Here is a 21,214-nt window from a genome sequence, read left to right on the forward strand (position 1 = left end):
GTCTCCCGCCCGAGTAGCGCGCTCATTGGCTGCCGCAACGATCGCTTTCCCGCGCGTCCCAGGCGCTCAGGATCGCGGTCTCCTTATCCAGAGCAATCCCTTGCTCGCTGGCGCGTTCGTGTGCAACGGCATCGCCGCCACTGCGCAGCCACGCCCAGGTGTCGGTCGCGGTATCGAGGAACGGCCGGGTAATCAGGCCAGCGTCGCGCGCCTTGGCGGAGTCGACGGCCCAAGCGCCGCGGTAAGTGCGCCACAGAGGCAACTCGGTCCACTGTGCGACGTCCTGTGCGACGAGCCATTCCTCGTCGGTGACCCAGGTGAAGGTCGCGTCCGAGCCGGTCGCCTGCTGGCATGCCGTGAGGAAGTCGCTCATCGTCTCGCGTCCGCTGGCGGTCACGTTGAACGTGCCGACTGGTCCGTCGGCGGTGGCGGTGTGCAGGGCGAACGTGGCCACGTCGCGGACATCGACGGGCTGGATGCTTCGGCGCGGTTGGCCCGGCGCGAGAACCCGGCCCCCACGCGCGATGCGGTGGAGCCACCAGGGCAGACGGCCGACGTACTCGTAGGGGCCAAGGATGACGCCAGGCCGCAGCAGCACAGCGCGGTTGTAGCCGACGACCTCGGTGACGGCGCGTTCGCAGCCTGCCTTGGTGAAGCCGTAGATCGAAGGTCCGGGATTGCCGTCGAAGCCGAAGTCCGGGCCGGCGGTGCTCGGACAATCGAGAACGCTCGACTCTTCGGTCAGCGGTTCGATCGGCCACCCCTCGTACACCGAAACGGTGGAGACCAGTACGTATCGGCCGACCACCGGATCGAGCGCCTTCGCCACCGCATGCGCCTCGCGCGGGACGAAGCTGCTGGTGTCCACCACCGCGTCCCACGGGCCGCCAGCGGCCAGCCGGGCGAGGTCGTCGGGATTCGTGCGGTCACCGCGAACGGTGGTCACGCCAGCCACGTCGTGTCCGGTTTGGCCACGGCGAAACGTAGTGACTTCCCAACTGCGGGCGAGAGCTTCTTCGACGACGGTACGGCCGAGGAACCAGGAGCCGCCGAGGACCAACAAACGAGCCATACCGTCATCCTGGCGAATTCCTCGGGGGTTGCGCTATGCGCCCCGGTGACTGCCTTGTTGTCACCACCTCGCGGTGACAAGCTGCTGATCGGACGTGCCCCGCAGTATGCGGCATGGATGCCAAGCCGAGCAGGATATGCCTTCATCGCTGACAGCTTCAGGGTGGGTAAGGCAGGTTCGACACCGACACACAGACCTGGTAGGACGTGCCCCCAGACGGGTGACGGCGCGAGCCGCGGTTGCCCGATCGGGAACGCTTCGTGGTCGTTACAAGGGGGTGTCGTCGTGCGGAGCACGACATCGAAGTCAAGGGGTCCGCACGGCGTGGGTCAGCGAGCGGAGTCGGCGGAACCTGGTGACCTCCGACGGCAACGACGAGCGAGGTGCGCGAGATGAATGAGGGTCGAGGCGCTGCCGGGCCGACCGCGCAGTTGACGACGGCGGTCTCTGCGTATGCAGTGATCGCTCGCCTGCTTGGTGAAGAGTTCTTGCTGACGCTGCGGCATCGCGACCGACGGTGGCACATGCTGCCCGGCGGCTTGATCCATTCCGGAGAGACCGTCTGCGGCGGACTGCGCGCGCGTCTGCGTGAAGTACTGGGTGCCGAGGTCGGCGACCTCGCCTTCCACACCGCGATCGAGGACGAACCGCAGCCCGAGGGGAACCACATCAACCTGGTGTTCGACACCTCGCTCGTCGGTGCCGATGACGTCGAGGTCGCCAGCCGCAGCCAGCTGTGGGACGCCGTGTGGATCCGGTGGGATGACATCGAAGCCACGGACCTCTACCCGCCGCTAGTGCGGCGGCGGCTTCCGGTAGGCACGCTCCGTGATGAAGCCTGGTGGCCTCCCGAGCTCAGTTCGGCCCCCAACGACGGCGAAGACTGATCTCAGCGCAGCTCACACACTCGCGTCTAGATCAACTACTGAGCGTTAACGCGAGGTCATTTTGTCGGTCTCGTCTGTAGGATTCGGACACACAAGATGATGATGCGGGTTTGTGACCGGCGCCGGTAGCGTGGATGGTTCACCTGTCTCCGCACGTTAAGGGGAACGTGCGATGCGACCAGGCGTGGGGGTTGCCGGGCACCAAAGACCTTGGTGTTCGACGCGGTCACCGCGGTCCCGCTGACGGCTTGGAATCCGGCGTTGGCGGGCAATCAGGGGAGGGCTGATGCGCGCTAACGACTGGACGCTGGCGGTCGACACGTACAACATAGGCAAGCTGTTCCACAGCAACTGGGATCTGGCAGTGCTCGCGTTGCTGCGAGACGGTCCGCGCCGCCCGCGCGACCTCGCGCGGATGGCCGCCGAGTGGCCGTTCCTCGATCGCTGGAACGGCACGAAAGCCACCCTCAGCCCCAGCCGGATCACCGAGGCGCTGCGCGTGCTCACCGAAGAGGGCCTGGTGTACAAGACCACCCTCTCCGAGGGCTGGGATCGCTCGGTCGAGTACGGGCTGACCGACGCTGGCGCCGAGTTGCTTCCCGTGCTGGAGAGCATGCAGGCGTGGCTACGCCGCCACGCCGACCTGTTCGAGAACGCCGACGGCTCCCCGCGGCACCGTCGCGCAGGGAAGACTCGCTCTGCAGGCCCGAAGACTCGCTCCGCGGGCCGCCGACGAGCGTCGAAGTAACGGAAAGCGCACAGGCTTAGTCCGCTTGCCGGTAACTCGACCGCGCTCTGTGACCAAAGTTGCTCCAAACGGGTGGAATTTCCCGTTGACCGGCGCGTCGGTGAACGGGGCGGGGCTGGAAGTTGCTCGCCAGACCGCGTACATGTGGGGTAATCGATTACAACCGCAGGTCAGAGCGCTGGGAGGTGGGGTTATGTCGAGGTTTCCAAGATCGGCGGCGGAACTAGCCGGACTTGTGGCTCCGCTTCGTGAGCCGCTCCCCGACGTGGCCGAGCCCGCTCCGGCCCGGCATGGCGGATCTGGGGGCACCGGTCTGTCGGGGGTCGGTGCCCCCGATCTTCTTCTCGGCGATCGCTGGCCCACTTGCGCTCACTCCGGAGGAGGTGCTCGTGGTGGTCTCGTTGGTGCCGTGGGCAGTCGGAGCGGCGGGCCTGCTGGCCGGGCCAGTGTTGCTGAGGCTCGCGGAGCGGGCGGTCGGCTCGCCGCTGACGGCCCCGGGCCTCACCCGCGCCGTGATGTTCGCGGTGGTGTCGACGGTGACCGCGGCGCTGTGTTGGGCCGGGTGGTTCCGGTTCGGGACGACTCCGGTCTGGCTCGCGTGGTGCTGGGCCTGCACGCTGGGATGCGGACTCGTGCTCACCGACCTGCGTTGTCGGCGACTGCCATTTCCGCTCGTGACGGCCTTCGCGGGCGGGGGCATGGTGGCCTTGCTCGGCGCCGCGGCGATCGAGGAGCGTTGGCCGCAGCTCGGCTTCGCCTGCGGCGCGGCGGTGGTGGTGTTCGCACTAGCCGCGCTGGTGCAGGCGTGGGCGCCCAACCACACGGGAGGCGGGGATACCGCCCTGTACGGGGCACTCGCGTTGTACCTGGGCTGGTTCGGCTTGGAGGGGCTGCTGCGGGGACTCCTGATGGCCAGCGCACTCACCGCGGTGGTCGCGCTCGTGGTCGTGGCCTGCTCCAGACGTATGAATTCGCAGTTTCCCGCCGGGCCGTCCCTGCTGGCCGGGGCCTTGGTCAGCATGCTGTTCGCGTAGCTGGCTAGCCGCGCGCAGCCGGGGGTAGGAAGGTCAGCTCGGACATCAAAATCGGAAGCACAGGGGAGGTACTCGTGATGATCGTCGGCACCCGTCGTTGGTCCCAGCTCGTTGCCCTGGCAGGTGCGGCTCTGTCGCCCATGCTGGTGGCGGGCTGTAGCGGTGGGGATGCTCCGTCACCGACGTCGTCACCGACCCTGTCGGCTCCATCGCAGGTCCCCACGGCACCGACGTCCGGGCAGGACCAGCGGCAGGCGGTCGAGGCCGCCTACACCCAGTTCTGGCCTCAGACCATGCATGCCGACGACAAGCCGGAAGACACCTGGCACGACACGGTGGCCGCGGTTGCGACTGATCCCCAGCTCACGACGACGCTGAACGCGATGCGCTCTCAGAAGCAGGCTGGCATCAAGCTCTACGGCGATGTCACCGTTCGAATCGTGTCGGTCGAAGTCAATGGCGACACCGCGAAGGTGGTCGATTGCCAGGATGCTTCCCGCACCGGCCAGGCAGACGCCAAGACCGGTGACCGGAAAACCGTTGGTGTTCCACGGGATCCGGCCACCGCATCGTTGAAGCGCGACACCAGCGACGGCCGGTGGAAGGTCGCCCAGGTTTCGTTTCCCGGCGGGACATGCTGATGGTGTGGCGTAGAAGCGGGTTGATCACCTCCTTGATCGCCGGGTCACTAGTTGCTGGGTCGATGACCATGTCGCCTTCACCAGCGATGGCAGAAGATCCGCCGAACGACGACGGCCAAGTCATCGTGGTACCGGGCGACCGGTCGGGCCGCTACGCGCCGCCCCAAATCGACATGCAAGCGCTGGAGAAGCGCGGGCAGGCGCCGGTCCGGCCCGGCGGCCCACGACCGAAGTCTGGTCAGGACCGGCCGGTTGGAGCTGGCGGGACCGCGGAGCCCCCGAGCGGCATCCCACCCGGATGCTTCCTCGGCGGGTTCGGCGTTGGCGCTCCACCGGGTGGTGGCCGCCCAGGTGGGAGCGCGTTCGGGATGCGCTGCCTGCCGCCTCTTCCTGCCGAACCCGCGCCAGAGGCGCCGGCCGCTCCACCACTGCCGACTCCGGCAGAGCTGGCGGCGCAGGCGTTCGAGCAGCTTCGCCTTCCTCTGCCCGTGCCGCGGCATTCGCCAGATGTACGCCTGCCCGATGGGCGGGACGCCACGATCGTCGGGGAGAACACCTGGGTGTGGACCGACCGGAGCGCGTGGCATCCGGCGGTGCAGCGGGTGCAGGTCGGTCCGGTCTGGGCCGAGGTGACCGCCACCCCGGTGGGCATGACCTTCAACTCCGGAACCGGCGGCTCGATGTCGTGTGCGGGTCCGGGCACGCCATATGACCGCTCGTACGGATTGCACGCCGCCAGCCCGGACTGCGGGTTCGTCTATACCCGCAGCTCGGTCGGGCAACCGAACGACCAGGCCACGGCGGAGTGGGCGATCCAGTGGTCGGTGAGCTGGGTCGGTTCGGACGGTACGGCTGATGTCGGCGGGGACTTCCCGCAGATGAGTTCCCGGGCCGCAGCCTCGTTCGCGGTCGCCGAGGTGCAGGCGCTGCGCGCGAACTGACGAACAGGACTTTGACAACCGCATTCTGCGAAGTATTCGTTTCTCGCATTCTGCGGAAATAAAGGAAACAACATTTCTGGAACGGGGAAGGAGTTACCCCAGTGGGTACTGCTGTGTCTTTTTCCCGGCCGCCGCAATCGCGCAGCGGCGACTCGGTGGCCGCGGACCAGGCCGAAGGCGGCGATGGCCCGCGGGTGCCCCGGCGGCGGCGCTGGTGGCTGCTCGGCGTCGCGGTGGTGCTGGCCGCCGTGGTGGCGTACGGCAACTACGCGCTGATCGCGGGCCAGGACGAGCGGGTCGACGTGCTGGTGCTGACCCGGGACGTGGGCTGGGGCCAGCGGATCGGCGAAGGCGATCTCGGCGTGGCCAAGGCGGTCCCGGACCAGCGGCTGGCCTCCATCTCCGCCAGCGATCGAGGCGGAGCGGTCGGCCAGGTCGCGCGCTCGACGCTGCCCGCGGGCACCGTGCTCGCCCCCGGCCAGCTGTCCGCCCAACCGATTCCCGGGCCGGGCGAACGCCTCGTCGGGCTTCCGGTCAAGCCGGGGCACTTGCCCGCCCGCGGGTTCGCGCCCGGAGACCTGGTCCAGGTCACCCCGGTCGCGGGCGGCACCGGCACCGACGCGAGCCAATCCACGGCGAGCCCGGCCACGCCGTTCCGAGCGCGGGTGCTTGGTGTTGGCCCGCCGGACTCCAGCGGCGCGGTCACGGTCGATGTCCTGGTCGGCGCGGACACCGCGCAGGCCGCCAGCAGCGCCGCCGCGGGCCAAGTGGTCCTGGTCCAGCTCGGACCCGGCGCCTAGAAGAGCGACTGCTGTCTGGAAGGGCGGTGAGGGTGTTGGCAATGATCACGATCGTCTCCGGCAAGGGAGCACCCGGCGCGACCACTACGCTGGCCGCGTTGGCGGCGGCCTGGCCTGCGCCGGTGCTGCTGGCCGACTGCGACCCGGCCGGGGGCGACCTCGCAGCGGGCTGGCTCGGCCAGTGGGTCGTGGACGGCACGATCCGCACCGACCTCGGTGTGCTCTCGCACGCCACCGCGACCCGGCACGCGATGGCGGGCGACCCGGCCACGCTGCTCGACCACGTGCAGCAGGCGCCTGCGGCCCGGCACGTCGGGCTGCTGGCCGGGTTGAACGTGCCGGGCCAGCACGCCGCGGTCGGCACCGCCGGGTGGACAAGGTTGACCGCGGCGCTGGCCGCGTTCAAGACCACGTCCGGTCACCCGGCCGACGCGCTGGTTGACGTCGGCCGCTACAGCGCGCTCACCCCGTGGCCGCTGCTGCTGGCCGCCGATCTGGTGCTGGTGGCGGTACGCCCGACCCAGCGGCACATCTTGGCCGCGCGCCCGCTGTTGGCCGAGCTCGCCGAGCGGATCGTCCCGCAACGGCTCGGGTTGGCGGTCTGCGCTACGACCCCGGCGGGCAGCCGGGAAGTCCGCGCGGCGCTGGGCCGGGAGGCGGGCGTGCAGGTCGCTGCGGACGCGCGAGCCGCGGCGGTGTTCTCCGACGGCGCCGACGGGGGCACGCTGCCGCGCCGGTCGCCGTTGCTGCGCAGCGTGCGCCGCGCGGCGCGCCGCTTGCACGGCACCTACCACCAGTACACCCCCGCCGAACTGCGCACACCGGCCGCGCCGGTCTCGCCGAGCGTGCTCACCGGGGGTGCTCGATGACGTTGCCGCACAACGGATACCGACCCACCACCGGCCCGACGTCCCTCCACCGTCCGGCCAATCCGTCGCCCCCGTTCGCCGGTACGCCGGGAACCGGGCCAGCAGCGCCGCCAGCGCCCGCAGCACCGCAGGATGGCGGTGCGGGTGGGTTCCTGGATCCGCAGGCCGTGCGGGCGATACGGGAGTCGGTTGCCGCCCGGCTGGAACGGGTTGCCGCCGGGGAAACGCATCTGGACTCGCCATTGTCGGTCGAGGAGCAGCAGGCGCGGATGCGCGCCTACGTGGCCGAGGAAGTCACCGCCTGGGTGCAGCGCCGCGCCGCCGCAGGTCAGGCGCCATTGTCCATTGAGGACGAGAAGCGGCTGGCGCGCGCGGTGGTAGCTGCGCTGTCCGGGCTCGGCGCGCTGGAAGAGCTGCTGGAACGCGAGGACGTGGAGAACATCCACGTGCACGGCTGCGACCACGTCATGCTTGAGCTGGCCGACGGCTCGATCGAACGGTGGCCGCATCCGGTCGCCGACACCGACGCCGAGTTGATCGAGATGCTCGCGGCGATGTTCGCCCGCCAGGGCCAAACGTCGCGCGAGTTCAACGCCGGTCGCCCGCTGGGGAACTTGCGGATTCCTGCCGGTGGCCCGCTCGGGGCGCGGGTCGCGGCCGTGATGGAGGTGTCCGACCGGCCGCGGGTGGCGATCCGCCGCCACCGCTTGGTCGACGTCGTCCTGGACGACCTGGTCGCGGGCGGCACCCTCGACCCGTTGCTCGCCGTGTTCCTGCGCGCCGCAGTCCGGGCCGGGTGCAACGTGATCGTCTCCGGCGGCCCTGCCGCCGGGAAAACCACGTTGCTGCGCGCATTGTGCAGCGAGATCCCCGACGTCGAGCACGTGGTTACGGTCGAGGAGGAATACGAACTCGGCCTGCACATCGGCCCCCGTCCACTAGTGACTCCGCTGGAAGCCCGCCCAGCGAACTCGGAAGGCATCGGCGAGATCACTCTGGACGACCTGCTCAAGCAGACGCTGCGGCACTCGCCGAGCCGCGTGATCGTCGGCGAAGTTCGCGCCGGAGAAGTCACCGCCATGCTCCGCGCCCTCGGAAACGGGGCCACCGGTGGCATGTGCACCCTGCACGCCATCTCCGCATCGGCGGTGTTCGACCGGATCGCCGCGCTCGGGCAACTCGCCGATCCGCCCCTGGCCATCGAAGCTGCCCACCAGTGGACCGCCTCGGCCATCGACCTCGTCGTGCATGTCGCCCGCACCGACCACGACCACCTGGGCAGGCACCGCCGGGAGCGGTTCGTCTCCGAGATCATCGAGGTCGGTCCGGTCGGCGATTCCGGCCGACCGGACACCACCCGGATCTTCGGCCCCTGCACCGAGGACGGGCGCGCTGTGCCCGCCTACGCACCGAGCCGTGACCTGCTGGAGCGCTTGGAGCGCCACGGTTTCGACCGCACCGGGCTCGACACCGCCGGTTCCTGGCAGACCGCGGGTTTCCCGGACCGAGGGGGTCTGCGATGACGGCACTGTGGCCGGGGCTGCTCGGCATCCTTGCCGTAGGCGCGGTTGCCTGCGCGGTCACCGCGTTCCTCCCGCCCGCGACGCGACCGCCAGACGAGTCCGCTCGAGGAATCACGTACCGGGCGCTGGACTGGCGGGCGCTCGCCGCGCGGCTGCCGCTGCTGCGGGTTCTGGTCGCGGTGGCCGCAGGGGTGCTGGTGTGGTGGGCCACGAGCTGGCCGGTCGCCGCCATCCTGGCCACCGCCGGGGTGATCACGGTCCCGATCCTGGCGCGCGGCCACGACGCCCAGCGGCTCATTGCGCGGCTGGATGCGTTGGCGAGCTGGGTGCGGCGCCTGGCCGACGTGCTGGCCTCCGGCGCCGGTGGCCTGGAGCAGGCGATCGCCAGCTCGGCCCGCACCGCCCCCGATGCGCTGGCCACCGAGGTGGAGACCCTGGCTGTGCGGGTGCGCACCCGCGGCCTGGAACCCGCTCTGCGGGCGTTCGCCGAGGACGTCGGCGATGAGGCCGCCGACGAGGTGGTCTGTGCGCTGATCTTGCGCGCCCGTGCGGGCGGCCGTGGCCTGGTCGATGTCCTCGACGCGAAAGCCACGGCTCTCGAACGCGAAGTGGTGGCGCGCCGGGACATCGAGGCCGACCGCGCCAAACCCCGCACCGATGTGCGCGCGATCCTCGGCATCACCGCGGTCATGGTGGCCGGGCTGGTGGTGTTCGCGCGCGAGTTTTTGGCGCCCTTCAACGGTTTGCTCGGTCAGTTGGTGATGGCCGGGATCGGCGGTCTGCTCGGTGCGGCGGGGTGGTGGATGCACATCCTGACCCGCACTCGCCGTCCGGCTCGGCTGCTCGGTACGACCTCGCGCACCCCGGTCGGCGCGCCGAAACCGAAGCGGCGGCTGGCCGCGGTTTCCCAATCCAAGGAGGTGGTGTCGCGATGAGTCCTGGTTTCATCGCCGCCGCGCTGGGCGCGCTCGCCGGGCTCGCGCTGGTGTGCGTGATCCTGGCGCTGGTCCGCCCGGCCCCGCTCAACCTGGCCGCCGCGGTCGCCGAGCTGGACGACCGCACAGCCCGCCGCGCCGAGGGTGCTCCACCACGGAGCCGGTGGTCGACGCGGTTGGAGCGAGTCGCCGGCTACTCGGCTCGGTCGTCGAGCCGCTGGTGGGGCATCCCCACCTCCGACCTCGACGTGCTCGACCACACCCCCGAGCGATATGTCGCTCGCCGCCTGGCCTGGGCCGCCGGAGCCGCCGCGGGCGTCCTCGTCCTGGCGGGGTTGAGCTGGTTCGGCGGCCTCGGCCTTCCTGCCACCGTGGTGGTGCTGACTGCCGTGCTCGCTGCGGTGGCCGGATCGGTGGTGCCGGTGCTGGCCGTGCGGGAGGACGCCGATAAAGCGCAAGAGGAGTTCCGGCGGGCCACCGCCGCCTACCTCGATCTGGTCGCCCAGGAACGCGCGACCGGACGCGCCCCGAGCCAAGCGCTCGCTGAAGCCGCTGCCGTGGCGGACTCCTGGGTTTTCGCGCGGATCAACCGCACGCTCGGCCGGGCCATCCGCGCCGGGCACACCCCGTGGGAAGCCTTATCCCGCTTGGGAAAACGGATGGGCGTGGTCGAACTCGCGGATCTGGCCGACATTCTCGCCACCGCCGCCGACGGGGCCGCCATCTACACCACCCTGATCGCCAAAGCTGGTGCGCTGCGCTCGGCCGCCCTGGCCACGGACAAGGCCGACGCCAACGCCCGCTCCCAACGCCTCGCCCTGCCGGTGGCGTTGCTGCTGGTCGCGTTCCTGCTACTGGCGATCTTCCCGGCGCTCATCCGCCTGCTGGCTGGAGGCACCTAGCCGCAGCTACCGCGAGAAAGACGTTGCGGGACAACGTATCCCGCCACTGGAGCGAAGGAGTTGACCTCGGATGTCCAACACCATCCACCACATCGTCACCAGAGCGCGCCATCACTACGTGCGCCTGGGACTCGTGCTGACCGGGCTCGTGCTCGCGTGCACCAACGCCCTCGACACACGGTGGGCGCGGATCCGCGCCTCCGGGGACCGGGGATCCGAATCCGTGGAGAAGGCCGTGCTGGTGGCCATCGGCCTCGCTGTGGCAGTCGGACTGGGGTTCGCCATCAAAGCCCTGGTCACCTCATTTCAAGGCCAGCTCAAACCTCCCAACCAGCCGTGATCACCCGCGCCCGCTCAACGAATCGGAGGAACCAGGATGGCTACGACTGAGGAGATCGAACGTCGTGTCGCCGAGGCCGACGCCGCCCGCAGCGCGAAGCGATCCGCTGCCGCACAACGGATCGGCGAACTCGCCCAGCACCGGGCAGCAGTCGCGGAGCAACTGGGCGACATCGAGCGGGAACTCGGCGAAGCGCTCGCCGAGGCCAGCGACGTCATCGAGATCGACGAGCTGGCACAGTTCACCGACGTCCCCGCCGCAGATCTCACCGGGTGGCTCAACAGCCGGAAATCCAGCCGCCCCAAGCGAAAGAAGCCGAAGCCCACAGTGAGCGCATCGGGCGCGAAGAACGCCACGAGACGGGGACCATCCACAGGAGAAGCGCACGCGGCGAGCCAGGCATCCACACCCACCGCACCTCCCGCACCTCGCGACGGCACAGCGAACACCTCCGAGCCGGTCACCGCGGAGGTGGGGTGATGCAGCTGCACCTCCCGGGCGGGGACACCGGGTCGGAGTCGGTGGGGCTAGCCGTGCTGTTCCCGATCGTGCTGCTGCTGATCCTCTCGGCCGTGCAGGGCGGATTGTGGTGGCACGCGCACGCCGTCGCTGCCCAGGCAGCCCAAGCCGGAGTCGACGCGGGTCGCCCGGTCGGCGCCACGACCACCATCGCGGCAGAGACCGCGCGCTCGTTCACCACCCGAGCCGGGAGCGGCGTGCTCACCGACCCCGCGGCGCAGGCCACGGTCACCGCGGAAACCGTCCAGGTCACCGTCTCCGGCACCGTGCCGCGCCTGCTGCCCATCCCGGGCCTGGATATCCACACCGAAGCCAGTGCCCAGGCAAGCAAGGAGCGGTTCACCGTTCCCACCCTGGCCGCCGGAGGTGGACCGTGAACTCCCGCCGACGCGGTATTCGGTGGTGGTGGGGTGATGCGGGCTCCGTCAGCGTCGAGGCTGCCGTGCTCGTGCCCGCCGTGCTCTTCGTCGGGCTGCTGATCGTCGCGGGCGCCCGCACTTCCTCGGCACAGCAGGCGGTCGACAACGCCGCCACCGCCGCAGCGCGCGCCGCCTCGATCGCCCGCGGCCCAGCCGCGGCACTGCAGGCTGGAACGCAGGTTGCCCGGGAACGCCTGGCGCGCGAGGGCATCACCTGCCGCGAATCCAGCGTGTCCGTCGATGCCAGCCAGATCGCGGTCGGCCGCGCCGGTCAGGTCCGGGCCAGCGTGACCTGCCGCGTCCCGCTCAACGACCTCGCCCTCCCGATCCCCGGCGACACCCGAGTCACCGGTACCTTCACCAGCCCGGTCGACCCGTACCGAGGCATCCCATGACCGCCCGCGCGCCGATTGCCCGAGCAAGGCCGCGGGATTCCGGGTCGGTCAGCGTGATGGTCGCGGTCCTGGTGCCCGCGCTGCTGTTGGTGTTCGCGCTGGTGGTCGACGGTTCCGCGCGGTTACGGGCGATCTCCCGCGCCGACGCCCTGGCCGCTGAGGGGGCGCGCGCGGCCAACACCGCCGTGGACACGCGCAGCCCGAACGTCGGGGTCGATGCCGCCAGCGCCGCCCGCACCGCCGCCGACTACCTCGCCCGCGCCGGGCACCCCGGCCAGGTCACCATCGTCGGTCCCCGCGCCGTGCGGGTGACGGTCACGGTCACCGAGCCCACCACCATCGGCCTGCTCGGCGGGAGCGCCCAGGCCACCGGCACCGCCCTGGCCCAGCTTGGGGTCGGCACCCGCGACGGCGGCCTGCCATGACTTCGCCCGCGGCACAACGGCTGCGTGGCCTGCTCGCCGCGCTGGCCCTGCTCGCCTTCGTCGTCGGGATACCTTGCGGACTCCTTGCACTCGGCGCCGACCCCGCCCGTCTGATTCCCGACCAGTGGCCGGATCTGGCTCCGATTAGCCAATGGCCCGAACGAATCTGGAACACCCTGCGGTGGGCGTGGCTCACCGGCGACCTCGTCGTCGTGCTCGTGGTCGTCGTGGCGTGGGCGGGCTGGCTGCTGCTCACCTTGTCCGTCACGGCCGAGGTAATCCGCCAGACCAGGCAGGGAGTTCGCACCGCCCGCGGTGTGCTGGCCCGTGTTCCGCGTGGCCGGTGGCTCGCCGGACTCGTCGCCGCGGCGCTGGTACTGATCTCCACCGGCACCGCCACCGCCCTGCCGACCACCAGCAGCCCTATCGTGGCCACCGCCCCGCACCGGCCTCCGCAGCAGACTCACGCCACCGCCGAGCCGGTGTCGAAGCAGACCGACTCGCCGGCACAGCAGAAGCCGAGTCGGACTTGGGTGGACCCGTCCGTACAGCCGGATTGCCCCCGCGTCACAGTCCACCCGGGAGACACGGTGTGGGGGCTGGCCGAATACCACCTCGGCGACGGCCGCCGTTACCACGAGATCGCCGTCCTAAACGCCGATCGCGTCCCCAACGCCCACGAGCTGTACCCGCACGATGTGCTGCTGTTGCCGCCGGACGCGGTGAACCTGCCCGCCGACAGGCCGGAGGCCGGATCCGGCGCGCGGACCGTGCCGGTGGAGCCCGGCGACACCCTCTCCGCCATCGCCGGTCGGGAACTCGGCGACCCCGACGCATGGCCAGCGCTATTCGAGGCCAACCGCGGGCTCCCGCAACCGGACGGGCGCGTCCTGCGCCACCCCGACCAGCTCCTGCCCGGCTGGCAGATCCGACTCCCCGCCGCCGCGGCACAACCAGCGCCGAAACCGCCCGCCGCCCAGCCACCCGGTCACGGCGCACCAGCACCTGCTTCGCCGAGCCAACCGCCCGCGCCGCCCTCCAGCGCCGCCCCGAACCCGGGACACGACGACGGTGCACAGGCTGACCGGGAGGCACCGGTGCAGCTTCCCGGCGGCGGCCTGGTTGGGCTCGGCCTGGCGCTCAGCGTCGCCGTCCTGCTTGTCCTCGCGCGGCGGCGCCGCCGCGCGCGCCGCAACCCGACCGGTCACCTCGCCCCAGCCGAGAAACCCTTGCAGCAGGCCGATCTCGCCCCACCAGGATCCGTGATCGACACCCTCGATCACGTCGCGCAGCGCACTCGGCGCGCAGGCGAGACCACGGTGGACGAGGACCCACCTGCCGAGAATGAGCAGATTCCCGGCGACCTCGGCGCCCACAGCGGCGAGCCCGGCGCCCTCGTGACCGGGCGGCGACGGGTCTGGCCACCGCCCGCGCCGGTGCTGACCACCCACACCGACACCAGCGCGAACACGCTGGACCTGTCGACCACGGTCGGGCTCGCGCTGGCCGGTCCCGGTGCCGTGGCGGCTGTCCGCGCCGCGCTGGCCACCGTGCTGGCGGTCGACGCGCGCTACCCGGCCCAGGCGCTGCTGGCGGACCCTGCCATTGCCGAGTTGATCGCTGGAGGCGATGACCTCGCGCTGCGGCAGGCCCCGGGGGTCGAGGTCACCGACGAGGAGAGCGCGGCGCTGGCGCGGCTGCACACCGAGCTCGCCCGGCGCACTCGGCTGCGCGACGACGACCAGCTCGACGCCGACCTCCACCCTGACGAAGAGCGGCTCGGCGAGATCGCCGAGCCGGTGCCGCCACTGCTGGCGGCAGCCCGCCCGTCACCGCAGTTCCGACGGGAATGGGCCTCGATCGGCAAGCAAGGCCGCGCGGTCGGCATCCACCTCCTGCTCCTGGGCGAGGACCACCTTCACGAGGCCGGCGACTTGACGCAGCTGACCCTCGACGCCGACGGCACCATCGCCGCAGCGCACGGCCCCGGCACTGCCTCGGTGGCCGGAGCGCGTGCCGAAATCCTCAGCCCGGCCGAAGCCGACGAGATCTGGCACCTGCTCGCCGCCGCCCGTACACCCGCGCCTCGCCAATCCCACGACGACGCCACCCCGGATGCGCCTTCGAAGGCGGAGGCTGCCCACGGCGCGGGCATCGCGGACGCCCACGCCCCGCACGACCAGCGATCGCCCGCCTCGGTGGGCGAGGAGGAACCTACGGTGGTGGTGCAACTGCTCGGCGGGGCGCGCGTGCATGCCCACGGCGACCACGTCCGCGGGTTGCGCGCTCGCGCTCGCGAAGTCCTGGCCTACCTCGCCGCCCACCAGCCCGGCAGCACCGCGGACACGCTGCGCGAGGCCGTCCTGCCCGACCAGCCCGCCGCGCGGCTGCACGAGGCCATCTCCTACGCCCGCTCGGCCCTGCGCAAAGCCACCGGCGACAACGACGCGGCGTTCGTGGTCACCGAGTCCGGCCGCTACCGCCTTGACCCCGACACCATCACCGCCGACGTGTGGACGCTGGAGCGCACCTTGACCCGCGCCCGCACCACCAGCGACGCCGACACGCGCCTGGACGCGCTGCGCCAGCTCGCCCGCCTGTGCCGGGCCGGGCCGCCACTGGAGGGCGCACCGTACTCGTGGGCCGAACCCATCGCCGAGCACTGGCGTAGCCAGGCCGTCGACGCCCTCGTCGCCCTCGCCGGGGAAGTCCGTGACCACAACCCTGACGAGGCGCTCGACGCGCTCGCCGTCGCGATCACGTGGGATCCCTACACCGAGGCCCTCTACCGGCGCACCATCGCCCTGCAACGCGACCTCGGCCGCCTCGACGCCGCCCACACCACCTACCGGCGCCTGCAAAGCAATCTGCGCGACATCGATCTCGAACCCGATCCCGAAACCACTGCGCTGCTCGATAAAGCACCCGTCCCGCAGCGCTAAATCCCACCGCTTCCGCTCTACATAAAGGTGTGCTCTCCTTCGGTCCAGACCACCACAAAATACCCAAACACAGGCAACTAGGCCCAGCAATGAGTACGCATAAGTTCCGTCGACACAACCACATCACACCGCATCGGCGGACAGAAAAGGGGCACGCGCCCGCAATTCACCTCGTCGCGACAAGCGCAGGTTTCCCGGCGACCGGTCGCGCCGACAGAAGCCCATTCGTCGGCAGTACGGCCGTCAAGGTCGGTGTCAGTGGGGGGTCATCCGGGACGTCGTCCTGGGCGTCGAAGGCACGTCGTCTTAAGGATGACCCCCCACTGACCCCCTTGCGCTCCCCAACACCGCAGCTCACAGCGCCTTGCGCCGGGTGGCCGACGAGCCAGACTGGTCACGATAACCAGTCCGTACGGGCCTCTTACCTCACATGTTGCTCACCTCTCCGCGGCTTCCGCCGCTGTTTTGTGTCGCAAAATGCGACACAAAACAATTCCGCCGAAAAACGGCGGAACGGCGCCGCAATTCCCGCTATCTGCCGGTTTCCCATGCGCGCGCGGGCGCGCATTCGCGCACGTCACACGCGCGTCGCGGCTAGGAAAAATTCCCCGAAAAAACCCGCGCCGGGCTATTGCGCGCCCTACCGCACCGAGCTAGCTTGGAATTGTCAGCGGGACGGAAACCGCAAAACCCAACAATTCCGCGCCCCGCCCGAAATACGCCCGAACGGTATACGGGAAATCACATGAGCACCTACGCACAATTTCGAACCGGGCTAATCGCCAGCTGGCTCGGCACCCTGCAACGCGATAGCTACCCCGCAGGCGTAGCCGCGGTCGGCCCCGGGCGCCTAGCCCTGACCGCCACCGACCCCGACACCTACCGCGACGCGGTCGAAGACCTCCTGGACGTGTGGGAGGACGACGGGCACGGCGCCGCGATCTACCCGAGCCGCCACGACGAGACCCCGCCCGGTGACGCCGACTACATCTACGCCTTCGTTCTCGACCGGGTCTGGATCCGGCAACCGGACCACACCTGGATACCGGCTACCCGTCACCCCGACGTCAAGGCCGCGCTCGACCACACGTGAGTCCACAGTGGATAGACAGGAGGAATCATGACGGACATCATGTTCGACTACTTCCGGGTACTCGAAGGCTACGAATTCGAGCCCGACGACGACGGCGAAACCTTCCGCAGCCCCGGCGGCCGGGTCACAGTGACGATCACTGACCGCGAAGGCTCACTCGCCGTGACCGCCCTCACGGGCGACCGCGCCCGGCTGGTCCTCTGGCGAATCCACATCGACAACGCGCCCGCCGACGTGCTCGACGCGGTCCTGCGCGCCGCCGAACCCGAACTAGCCACAAGAGTACACAGTGGACAAACGCCGGGGACCATGCCCGCGCGCCCCGGGCGACACTGGACCAACCAAGAAATCAACGCGGCGCTGACACGAATCGCCGACCGCAAGTATCCGCGCGCACACCCTCGTCCACCTGCGAGCCCCACCGGACAGATTTCAGCTCACGGCATCTGACCCCCGGCGCGGTCACCAACACCTAGGAGTGTCCACAATGGATGAAATAATCCTCGGTACCGGTGTTCTCAACTGGCACGCCGACGAACGGCGCATCGACCGGTACGGCACCGTGCACCTCACCCGCAACCCCGACGACGGCACACCGGACTCGGTGCTGTTCGACACCGCCCCGGTCGGCGCACGCGGCCAGCTCGTAGCCGTCATCACGGGCACCCGGCCCGCGTTCCACCTCGGCGACATCGCCCACGGCCTCGGGGTGGACCCGGCCGCGGTCGGCGACAAGATCACGCTCGGTGCCGGAACCCTCTTTGTCGAGTCATCCCGCTACGGCACCACCGAAATCGGCGTATCGCCCGACGACGGCCGCGAGGACAGCTGGCTCGACCCGGCGGCGCTCTACCGGTGCCACGACCAGACCGTCCGACTCGAACTACACCGACTTTAGTCCACAGTGGACTCAATCTAGCGAAAGGAACACCCGCGATGACCGCCACCGACCGCACCACGCCCACCGTGCCCGCCGTCGACTTCGACCGGGACCGGTCCGGCTACGCCGGGTTCTTCACCGGCCGCGGGGACACCTCGACCGCGCACGGCCTCGCAGTTGCCTACACCCCCGACCCGCCACCCGAGCCCGCGACCCTCGCGCTGCTCCCGGTCGGACGGCGGCTGCTGTCCGCGACCACCGAACACGACTACCTCGACGCGCTCGGCGCGTTCGTCACCGGTTGGCGCGCGGCCGGGTGCGGCGACGCCACCAGTGACCACGCCGACCCGCCGCCCGCCTTGGGCACCTGCCCGCCCGCCGACGGCGACCACGGCGGCCATTGGTCCGGCGCGGCCTACACGTTCGACAACGGCGAGGTCCTGTACTACCCCGCGGTGCACGAACGCCCATACCGGCCGGGCAGGGGTCAATGGCACACCATCACCCTCACCGGCGCCCCCGCGGCGCCGCGGGTCGACCTCACCCCGGCGAGCCGCCGCTACGGTAAGTCCTATTTGGACACATGGGCTCTCGATCTTCCTGCTCTGGCCGCGTGGCTCATGGCCGAACTAACCGCCCTCGGCCGCAATGTCACCTCGGCGGTGTGGCCGGACGTGCGCTACGCCGCCGTCGCGAACACCGCCCGCGACGAGATCAAGCTGTACCTCTACGGCCTCGACGACACCCCCGGCACCCGCCGCCCGCCCGGTGACGCCGACCGCCGCGCCTTCGACGAGATCACCGCCCTGGCCGCCGCCCACGGGTGGAGCAATCCGCACGACGACACCGACCGCCGCTTCGGGCTGCTCACCCATGTAGGCACCGCGTACGACGGCCCGGACCTGCGCGCCCAGGGGCGGGGGCCGGGAACGATCACCGTGATCGACGACCCGAACCCGCTCTGGAACTGAACACCACACCCAACCCCGGACCGCGCACTCGTAGCAACCCGAGCCGCCGCGACGCACCGCCACGACAGGAAAGTCCACAATAGACAGATGCACGCCACCGGAGGTGACTCCTATGAAACGCTGCGCCACCATCTACCTGGGCCGAGGCCCGGATGCTATCCCGCTGGCCACCCTGCATGTCGGTCACGACCACCCCGAAAAGGTAGCGGTCCTGGTCGAATCCCTCGACGTGGCTCAGGATGCCCTCGGGGCCACCGACCTCGCCGCCTATCTCACCGCCGTCACCGCCCTGATCGACGAGTGGGCCGAGCGGGGCTACGGCGACGTACACATCCCGGGTGACCCGCTACGGCCCTACGACGCCCGGTCCGCCTACAGCCTCACCTATGCCGCCGGGCGCGCCTGGGTGCGCGACTCCACCAACAGCATCTGGGTAGCGGCGACCACCGCCCGCGGCGGACGCCCGGAGAGCCGCGAGGACCTCCTGCGCGTACTCGCCTTCTTCGAAGGCATCCCCGGCAATGCATGCGGCGTGCTCCTGCTCGAGGAAGCCCAACGCTGATCCGGCGCCCCCTCACCGGCAAGGCCACCCAACACCATTAAGTCCACTATGGATAGAGAGCCATGACATGACGAACTACGCTGCCTTCTATGTCGGCCGAGACGCGGACGCCGAATGGCTCGGCACGGTGCGCGGCTTCGAGTCAGCCGAACTCGACGCCATCCCCGGACCGCACCTGCTCAACGTGACCACCGAAACCGACTACCGCGCCGTGGTCGCTACCCTCCTCACGCTGTGGGAACAGTGGATCGATCACACCTACGTACCCACCGACACGCCGGACCCGAACGACTACGGTGACCTCGCCGACACCTCCTACGCCTTCGACAACGACCGCGTGTAGATCCGCCACACCCGTACCGACCCGTGGGAACGTGCGCCCGCCGACGATCCGGAACGGATCTTCTGCGCCGAGTGCGGAACGTACCGGGATAGCTCCGGGGACCATACGTGCATCCGGTACGACGGCCCGCCATGCCGACAGTGCGCACGCCCCACCGTCGACGCCCAGGTGGCCGCGCCCGGCTACGGCCGGGTCCGGGTCTGCACGGCCGGGCACGAGGAAGAGCTGAGCCCGTGCGGCATCCTCAACCTCGACGACGTCCGCTAAATCGAGCGAGAGCGAGCCGCTGATCGACGAGCTGGCCCGGTCCGCCGATGCATTCCGTGCCCTCGACGGCCGAGCCCGCTTCACCCCGCGCCGAGCAACGCGGCGATACCTGGAGTCCACAATCCATTGTGGACTCCAGGTATCGCCGTGCGTGCCCGGCGCCCTGCCAACCGGTGACCGTCGCGTGGCGTTAGAAGTGCCGCTGCCCCGACGGCCCGCGGTGGGTCGTCGGGGCAGCGGTTCGCCGTCTATGCGGTCCAGGTGAAGCTGGCCGGGGTGGTGCCGTCGTCGGCAGGGGTGATGGTGATCGTCCAGGGCCAGTCGCACCCGACACGGCCGGGCAGCGTGCGGTGGTTGTACCGGCGCCCGCACCACATGGTCAACGGCCGGTCGGGCACCAGCCAGTGGTAGGCCAGCAGCGCGACGTCGACCCAGGTCCGGCACCCGCAGCACGGGTAGGTCAGCACGGCGTAGCGGATCCCGTTGCGGCGCACGAGCACGGCGGGCTCGGTGATGCGGTCTCCGCGCCGGTAGCTGCGGCGGGTCACCGCGGCCATCCCCGCTCGACGGTGGCGTGGGTGATCCACGCGGGCCGGATGTCCTCGACCAGCCGACCGGTCTCGCGGTCGTGCACGCTGATCCGCGACCCGATCCCGATCACCGGCCCGGACACCCGGCGCGGCACGTCGGCGGCGCGGTGGGCCTCGGGAATCACGGCCACGACGGCGAGTTCGTCGCCGCGGGCGGTACCGCGGTGGGCCGCCCGCAACAGGGGCAGCGGGTAGGGCGGGTTGGCCTGCATGGGAAGTCCTCCTTCGGCGGGGTATCGATCGGAATGCCGGACCGGGGCGCCGCCGGGTTGTCGGCGGCGCCCCGGTCCGGGCGGTGGGTCAGTCGGCGGCGAGCTGGTAGCGGCGCGGCTCTTCCTGGACCAGGGCGACGGTGTCCTTCTCGGTGAGCTTGTCCAGGGCGTTGCGCACCGCGCCGGAGGATCGGCCCAGTTTGCGGCCGATCTCGCCCGCGGTGTAGGCGTTGTCTCGCCGGTCGGGCTCGGACAGGAAGTCCTCGACCAGGCCATGCAGCGCGCCCTTGGGCAACCTGCCGGTCGGCGGCGCGTCGGTGACCGACTTCGCCGTGGTGGCCTTGGTGTCGGTCGTGTCGGCCTTCGTGCGCCGCGTCGCGGTGGTGTTGCGCTTGCGGGGCTTCGGGCTGTCGTCGACCGGTTCCGGGGGCGCCCAGCGGGCGGCAGCCTTGCGCCCGCCGTTGTCTTCGCCGGGCAGCCGCACGGCCTGCCCATCGGTCGCCCAGGCCGCGAGGAACTTGGTCGCGGTCGAGCCACCGATGTTCGCCAGCTCGGCCAGTTCGCGGGCGGTCATGCCCGGGTTGCGGCGCAGCGCGGTGCGCAGCCGGTCGGCGGCCGACGGGCCGCTGCTGCCGTTCGTGGCGGCCTTCGCCGTCGTCGCGGGCTTGGTTGTCTTCGTGGTCTTGGTGGTGCGTGGCATGACGATGCACTCCCTTGAATCGGGTGTTGGTTGTGGATGGTCATGCCCCCGGGGGCTGTAGCCCTCCGGCGCGCTACCGGGGTCGTTCGGGCTACGCGTCCATCAACGCTCGATCCCGGGGCGAAGTCAACGGGTCCGTCCAAACAAGACACGTGTCTTTTGTAGCGGCCGTTGCGATAGCTAGTTGACGCGTTTTGCCGTCCG

The 21,214-nt window shown here is 70.4% G+C and carries 26 protein-coding genes; 22 read left to right on the plus strand and 4 right to left on the minus strand.

Features of this window, described 5'->3' with window-relative positions:
* Window positions 1-22 precede the first annotated feature (22 nt).
* Window positions 23-1,072, minus strand: coding sequence for an NAD-dependent epimerase/dehydratase family protein (locus ABD256_RS00450; RefSeq protein WP_344412066.1), 1,050 nt, complete (start codon window positions 1,070-1,072; stop codon window positions 23-25).
* 392 nt (window positions 1,073-1,464) lie between these two features.
* Between ABD256_RS00450 and ABD256_RS00455 the strand changes: the two genes are divergently transcribed.
* The 22 genes from ABD256_RS00455 to ABD256_RS00560 all read left to right on the plus strand — a co-directional run bounded on the left by ABD256_RS00455 (window position 1,465) and on the right by ABD256_RS00560 (window position 19,241).
* Complete coding sequence (locus ABD256_RS00455; protein WP_344412068.1) at window positions 1,465-1,959, plus strand: NUDIX domain-containing protein; 495 nt, start codon at window positions 1,465-1,467, stop codon at window positions 1,957-1,959.
* A 286-nt stretch (window positions 1,960-2,245) separates the two neighbouring features.
* Window positions 2,246-2,707: a winged helix-turn-helix transcriptional regulator gene (locus tag ABD256_RS00460; RefSeq protein ID WP_344412070.1), complete on the plus strand. Its 462-nt coding sequence runs from the start codon at window positions 2,246-2,248 to the stop codon at window positions 2,705-2,707.
* Between the two features lie 389 nt (window positions 2,708-3,096).
* Window positions 3,097-3,741, plus strand: coding sequence for an A24 family peptidase (locus tag ABD256_RS00465; protein WP_344412072.1), 645 nt, complete (start codon window positions 3,097-3,099; stop codon window positions 3,739-3,741).
* A 77-nt stretch (window positions 3,742-3,818) separates the two neighbouring features.
* Entirely contained in the window at window positions 3,819-4,382 is a 564-nt protein-coding gene (locus tag ABD256_RS00470) for a hypothetical protein (protein WP_344412074.1), read from the plus strand.
* 368 nt (window positions 4,383-4,750) lie between these two features.
* The gene (locus tag ABD256_RS00475; RefSeq protein WP_344412077.1) at window positions 4,751-5,323 is read left to right on the plus strand and encodes a hypothetical protein; all 573 of its coding nucleotides are present in this window, start codon (window positions 4,751-4,753) and stop codon (window positions 5,321-5,323) included.
* A gap of 101 nt (window positions 5,324-5,424) precedes the next feature.
* A complete protein-coding gene (locus ABD256_RS00480) occupies window positions 5,425-6,123 on the plus strand; it encodes an SAF domain-containing protein (protein WP_344412079.1) in 699 nt (232 codons plus the stop codon).
* A gap of 41 nt (window positions 6,124-6,164) precedes the next feature.
* A complete protein-coding gene (locus tag ABD256_RS00485) occupies window positions 6,165-6,992 on the plus strand; it encodes a hypothetical protein (protein ID WP_344412081.1) in 828 nt (275 codons plus the stop codon).
* Between the two features lie 167 nt (window positions 6,993-7,159).
* Entirely contained in the window at window positions 7,160-8,515 is a 1,356-nt protein-coding gene (locus ABD256_RS00490; protein WP_344412083.1) for a TadA family conjugal transfer-associated ATPase, read from the plus strand.
* On the plus strand, window positions 8,512-9,450 hold the full coding sequence (locus ABD256_RS00495; RefSeq protein ID WP_344412085.1) for a type II secretion system F family protein: 939 nt from the start codon (window positions 8,512-8,514) through the stop codon (window positions 9,448-9,450). The genes ABD256_RS00490 and ABD256_RS00495 overlap by 4 nt, the downstream gene beginning before the upstream one ends.
* Complete coding sequence (locus ABD256_RS00500; RefSeq protein ID WP_344412087.1) at window positions 9,447-10,352, plus strand: type II secretion system F family protein; 906 nt, start codon at window positions 9,447-9,449, stop codon at window positions 10,350-10,352. Before ABD256_RS00495 ends, ABD256_RS00500 begins: the two co-directional genes overlap by 4 nt.
* A gap of 70 nt (window positions 10,353-10,422) precedes the next feature.
* On the plus strand, window positions 10,423-10,692 hold the full coding sequence (locus ABD256_RS00505) for a hypothetical protein (RefSeq protein ID WP_344412089.1): 270 nt from the start codon (window positions 10,423-10,425) through the stop codon (window positions 10,690-10,692).
* 36 nt (window positions 10,693-10,728) lie between these two features.
* The gene (locus ABD256_RS00510) at window positions 10,729-11,172 is read left to right on the plus strand and encodes a hypothetical protein (protein ID WP_344412091.1); all 444 of its coding nucleotides are present in this window, start codon (window positions 10,729-10,731) and stop codon (window positions 11,170-11,172) included.
* The gene (locus ABD256_RS00515; RefSeq protein WP_344412093.1) at window positions 11,172-11,588 is read left to right on the plus strand and encodes a TadE/TadG family type IV pilus assembly protein; all 417 of its coding nucleotides are present in this window, start codon (window positions 11,172-11,174) and stop codon (window positions 11,586-11,588) included. Before ABD256_RS00510 ends, ABD256_RS00515 begins: the two co-directional genes overlap by 1 nt.
* The gene (locus ABD256_RS00520) at window positions 11,585-12,025 is read left to right on the plus strand and encodes a TadE/TadG family type IV pilus assembly protein (RefSeq protein ID WP_344412095.1); all 441 of its coding nucleotides are present in this window, start codon (window positions 11,585-11,587) and stop codon (window positions 12,023-12,025) included. Before ABD256_RS00515 ends, ABD256_RS00520 begins: the two co-directional genes overlap by 4 nt.
* Window positions 12,022-12,450, plus strand: coding sequence for a hypothetical protein (locus ABD256_RS00525; RefSeq protein WP_344412097.1), 429 nt, complete (start codon window positions 12,022-12,024; stop codon window positions 12,448-12,450). The genes ABD256_RS00520 and ABD256_RS00525 overlap by 4 nt, the downstream gene beginning before the upstream one ends.
* The gene (locus ABD256_RS00530; protein WP_344412099.1) at window positions 12,447-15,392 is read left to right on the plus strand and encodes a BTAD domain-containing putative transcriptional regulator; all 2,946 of its coding nucleotides are present in this window, start codon (window positions 12,447-12,449) and stop codon (window positions 15,390-15,392) included. Before ABD256_RS00525 ends, ABD256_RS00530 begins: the two co-directional genes overlap by 4 nt.
* A 745-nt stretch (window positions 15,393-16,137) precedes the next feature.
* Window positions 16,138-16,485, plus strand: a complete 348-nt coding sequence (locus ABD256_RS00535) for a hypothetical protein (protein WP_344412101.1) — start codon at window positions 16,138-16,140, stop codon at window positions 16,483-16,485.
* A gap of 27 nt (window positions 16,486-16,512) precedes the next feature.
* On the plus strand, window positions 16,513-16,935 hold the full coding sequence (locus ABD256_RS00540; protein WP_344412103.1) for a hypothetical protein: 423 nt from the start codon (window positions 16,513-16,515) through the stop codon (window positions 16,933-16,935).
* 37 nt (window positions 16,936-16,972) lie between these two features.
* On the plus strand, window positions 16,973-17,383 hold the full coding sequence (locus ABD256_RS00545) for a hypothetical protein (protein WP_344412105.1): 411 nt from the start codon (window positions 16,973-16,975) through the stop codon (window positions 17,381-17,383).
* A gap of 38 nt (window positions 17,384-17,421) precedes the next feature.
* Entirely contained in the window at window positions 17,422-18,336 is a 915-nt protein-coding gene (locus tag ABD256_RS00550; RefSeq protein ID WP_344412107.1) for a hypothetical protein, read from the plus strand.
* A gap of 112 nt (window positions 18,337-18,448) precedes the next feature.
* A complete protein-coding gene (locus ABD256_RS00555; RefSeq protein WP_344412109.1) occupies window positions 18,449-18,898 on the plus strand; it encodes a hypothetical protein in 450 nt (149 codons plus the stop codon).
* A 67-nt stretch (window positions 18,899-18,965) separates the two neighbouring features.
* Complete coding sequence (locus tag ABD256_RS00560) at window positions 18,966-19,241, plus strand: hypothetical protein (protein WP_344412111.1); 276 nt, start codon at window positions 18,966-18,968, stop codon at window positions 19,239-19,241.
* A 515-nt stretch (window positions 19,242-19,756) separates the two neighbouring features.
* Here the strand turns inward: ABD256_RS00560 and ABD256_RS00565 are convergent.
* The 3 genes from ABD256_RS00565 to ABD256_RS00575 all read right to left on the minus strand — a co-directional run bounded on the left by ABD256_RS00565 (window position 19,757) and on the right by ABD256_RS00575 (window position 21,010).
* Complete coding sequence (locus ABD256_RS00565; protein ID WP_344412113.1) at window positions 19,757-20,065, minus strand: hypothetical protein; 309 nt, start codon at window positions 20,063-20,065, stop codon at window positions 19,757-19,759.
* Window positions 20,053-20,310 carry a hypothetical protein gene (locus tag ABD256_RS00570; protein ID WP_344412115.1) on the minus strand — a complete coding sequence of 86 codons (258 nt, stop codon included), beginning with the start codon at window positions 20,308-20,310 and terminating at the stop codon, window positions 20,053-20,055. The genes ABD256_RS00565 and ABD256_RS00570 overlap by 13 nt, the downstream gene beginning before the upstream one ends.
* Before the next feature lie 88 nt (window positions 20,311-20,398).
* The gene (locus tag ABD256_RS00575; RefSeq protein WP_344412117.1) at window positions 20,399-21,010 is read right to left on the minus strand and encodes a hypothetical protein; all 612 of its coding nucleotides are present in this window, start codon (window positions 21,008-21,010) and stop codon (window positions 20,399-20,401) included.
* Window positions 21,011-21,214: the final 204 nt, after the last annotated feature.

This window comes from Amycolatopsis minnesotensis, from assembly GCF_039529815.1.
Lineage (GTDB): Bacteria > Actinomycetota > Actinomycetes > Mycobacteriales > Pseudonocardiaceae > Amycolatopsis > Amycolatopsis minnesotensis.

Bases quoted from the DNA above. Each gene is read 5' to 3' on its own strand.
- ABD256_RS00450 (WP_344412066.1), bottom strand. From the start codon at position 1,072: ATGGCTCGTTTGTTGGTCCTCGGCGGCTCCTGGTTCCTCGGCCGTACC.
- ABD256_RS00455 (WP_344412068.1), top strand. From the start codon at position 1,465: ATGAATGAGGGTCGAGGCGCTGCCGGGCCGACCGCGCAGTTGACGACG.
- ABD256_RS00460 (WP_344412070.1), top strand. From the start codon at position 2,246: ATGCGCGCTAACGACTGGACGCTGGCGGTCGACACGTACAACATAGGC.
- ABD256_RS00470 (WP_344412074.1), top strand. From the start codon at position 3,819: ATGATCGTCGGCACCCGTCGTTGGTCCCAGCTCGTTGCCCTGGCAGGT.
- ABD256_RS00475 (WP_344412077.1), top strand. From the start codon at position 4,751: ATGCGCTGCCTGCCGCCTCTTCCTGCCGAACCCGCGCCAGAGGCGCCG.
- ABD256_RS00485 (WP_344412081.1), top strand. From the start codon at position 6,165: ATGATCACGATCGTCTCCGGCAAGGGAGCACCCGGCGCGACCACTACG.
- ABD256_RS00495 (WP_344412085.1), top strand. From the start codon at position 8,512: ATGACGGCACTGTGGCCGGGGCTGCTCGGCATCCTTGCCGTAGGCGCG.
- ABD256_RS00500 (WP_344412087.1), top strand. From the start codon at position 9,447: ATGAGTCCTGGTTTCATCGCCGCCGCGCTGGGCGCGCTCGCCGGGCTC.
- ABD256_RS00505 (WP_344412089.1), top strand. From the start codon at position 10,423: ATGTCCAACACCATCCACCACATCGTCACCAGAGCGCGCCATCACTAC.
- ABD256_RS00510 (WP_344412091.1), top strand. From the start codon at position 10,729: ATGGCTACGACTGAGGAGATCGAACGTCGTGTCGCCGAGGCCGACGCC.
- ABD256_RS00515 (WP_344412093.1), top strand. From the start codon at position 11,172: ATGCAGCTGCACCTCCCGGGCGGGGACACCGGGTCGGAGTCGGTGGGG.
- ABD256_RS00525 (WP_344412097.1), top strand. From the start codon at position 12,022: ATGACCGCCCGCGCGCCGATTGCCCGAGCAAGGCCGCGGGATTCCGGG.
- ABD256_RS00530 (WP_344412099.1), top strand. From the start codon at position 12,447: ATGACTTCGCCCGCGGCACAACGGCTGCGTGGCCTGCTCGCCGCGCTG.
- ABD256_RS00535 (WP_344412101.1), top strand. From the start codon at position 16,138: ATGAGCACCTACGCACAATTTCGAACCGGGCTAATCGCCAGCTGGCTC.
- ABD256_RS00540 (WP_344412103.1), top strand. From the start codon at position 16,513: ATGACGGACATCATGTTCGACTACTTCCGGGTACTCGAAGGCTACGAA.
- ABD256_RS00545 (WP_344412105.1), top strand. From the start codon at position 16,973: ATGGATGAAATAATCCTCGGTACCGGTGTTCTCAACTGGCACGCCGAC.
- ABD256_RS00550 (WP_344412107.1), top strand. From the start codon at position 17,422: ATGACCGCCACCGACCGCACCACGCCCACCGTGCCCGCCGTCGACTTC.
- ABD256_RS00555 (WP_344412109.1), top strand. From the start codon at position 18,449: ATGAAACGCTGCGCCACCATCTACCTGGGCCGAGGCCCGGATGCTATC.
- ABD256_RS00560 (WP_344412111.1), top strand. From the start codon at position 18,966: ATGACGAACTACGCTGCCTTCTATGTCGGCCGAGACGCGGACGCCGAA.
- ABD256_RS00565 (WP_344412113.1), bottom strand. From the start codon at position 20,065: ATGGCCGCGGTGACCCGCCGCAGCTACCGGCGCGGAGACCGCATCACC.
- ABD256_RS00570 (WP_344412115.1), bottom strand. From the start codon at position 20,310: ATGCAGGCCAACCCGCCCTACCCGCTGCCCCTGTTGCGGGCGGCCCAC.
- ABD256_RS00575 (WP_344412117.1), bottom strand. From the start codon at position 21,010: ATGCCACGCACCACCAAGACCACGAAGACAACCAAGCCCGCGACGACG.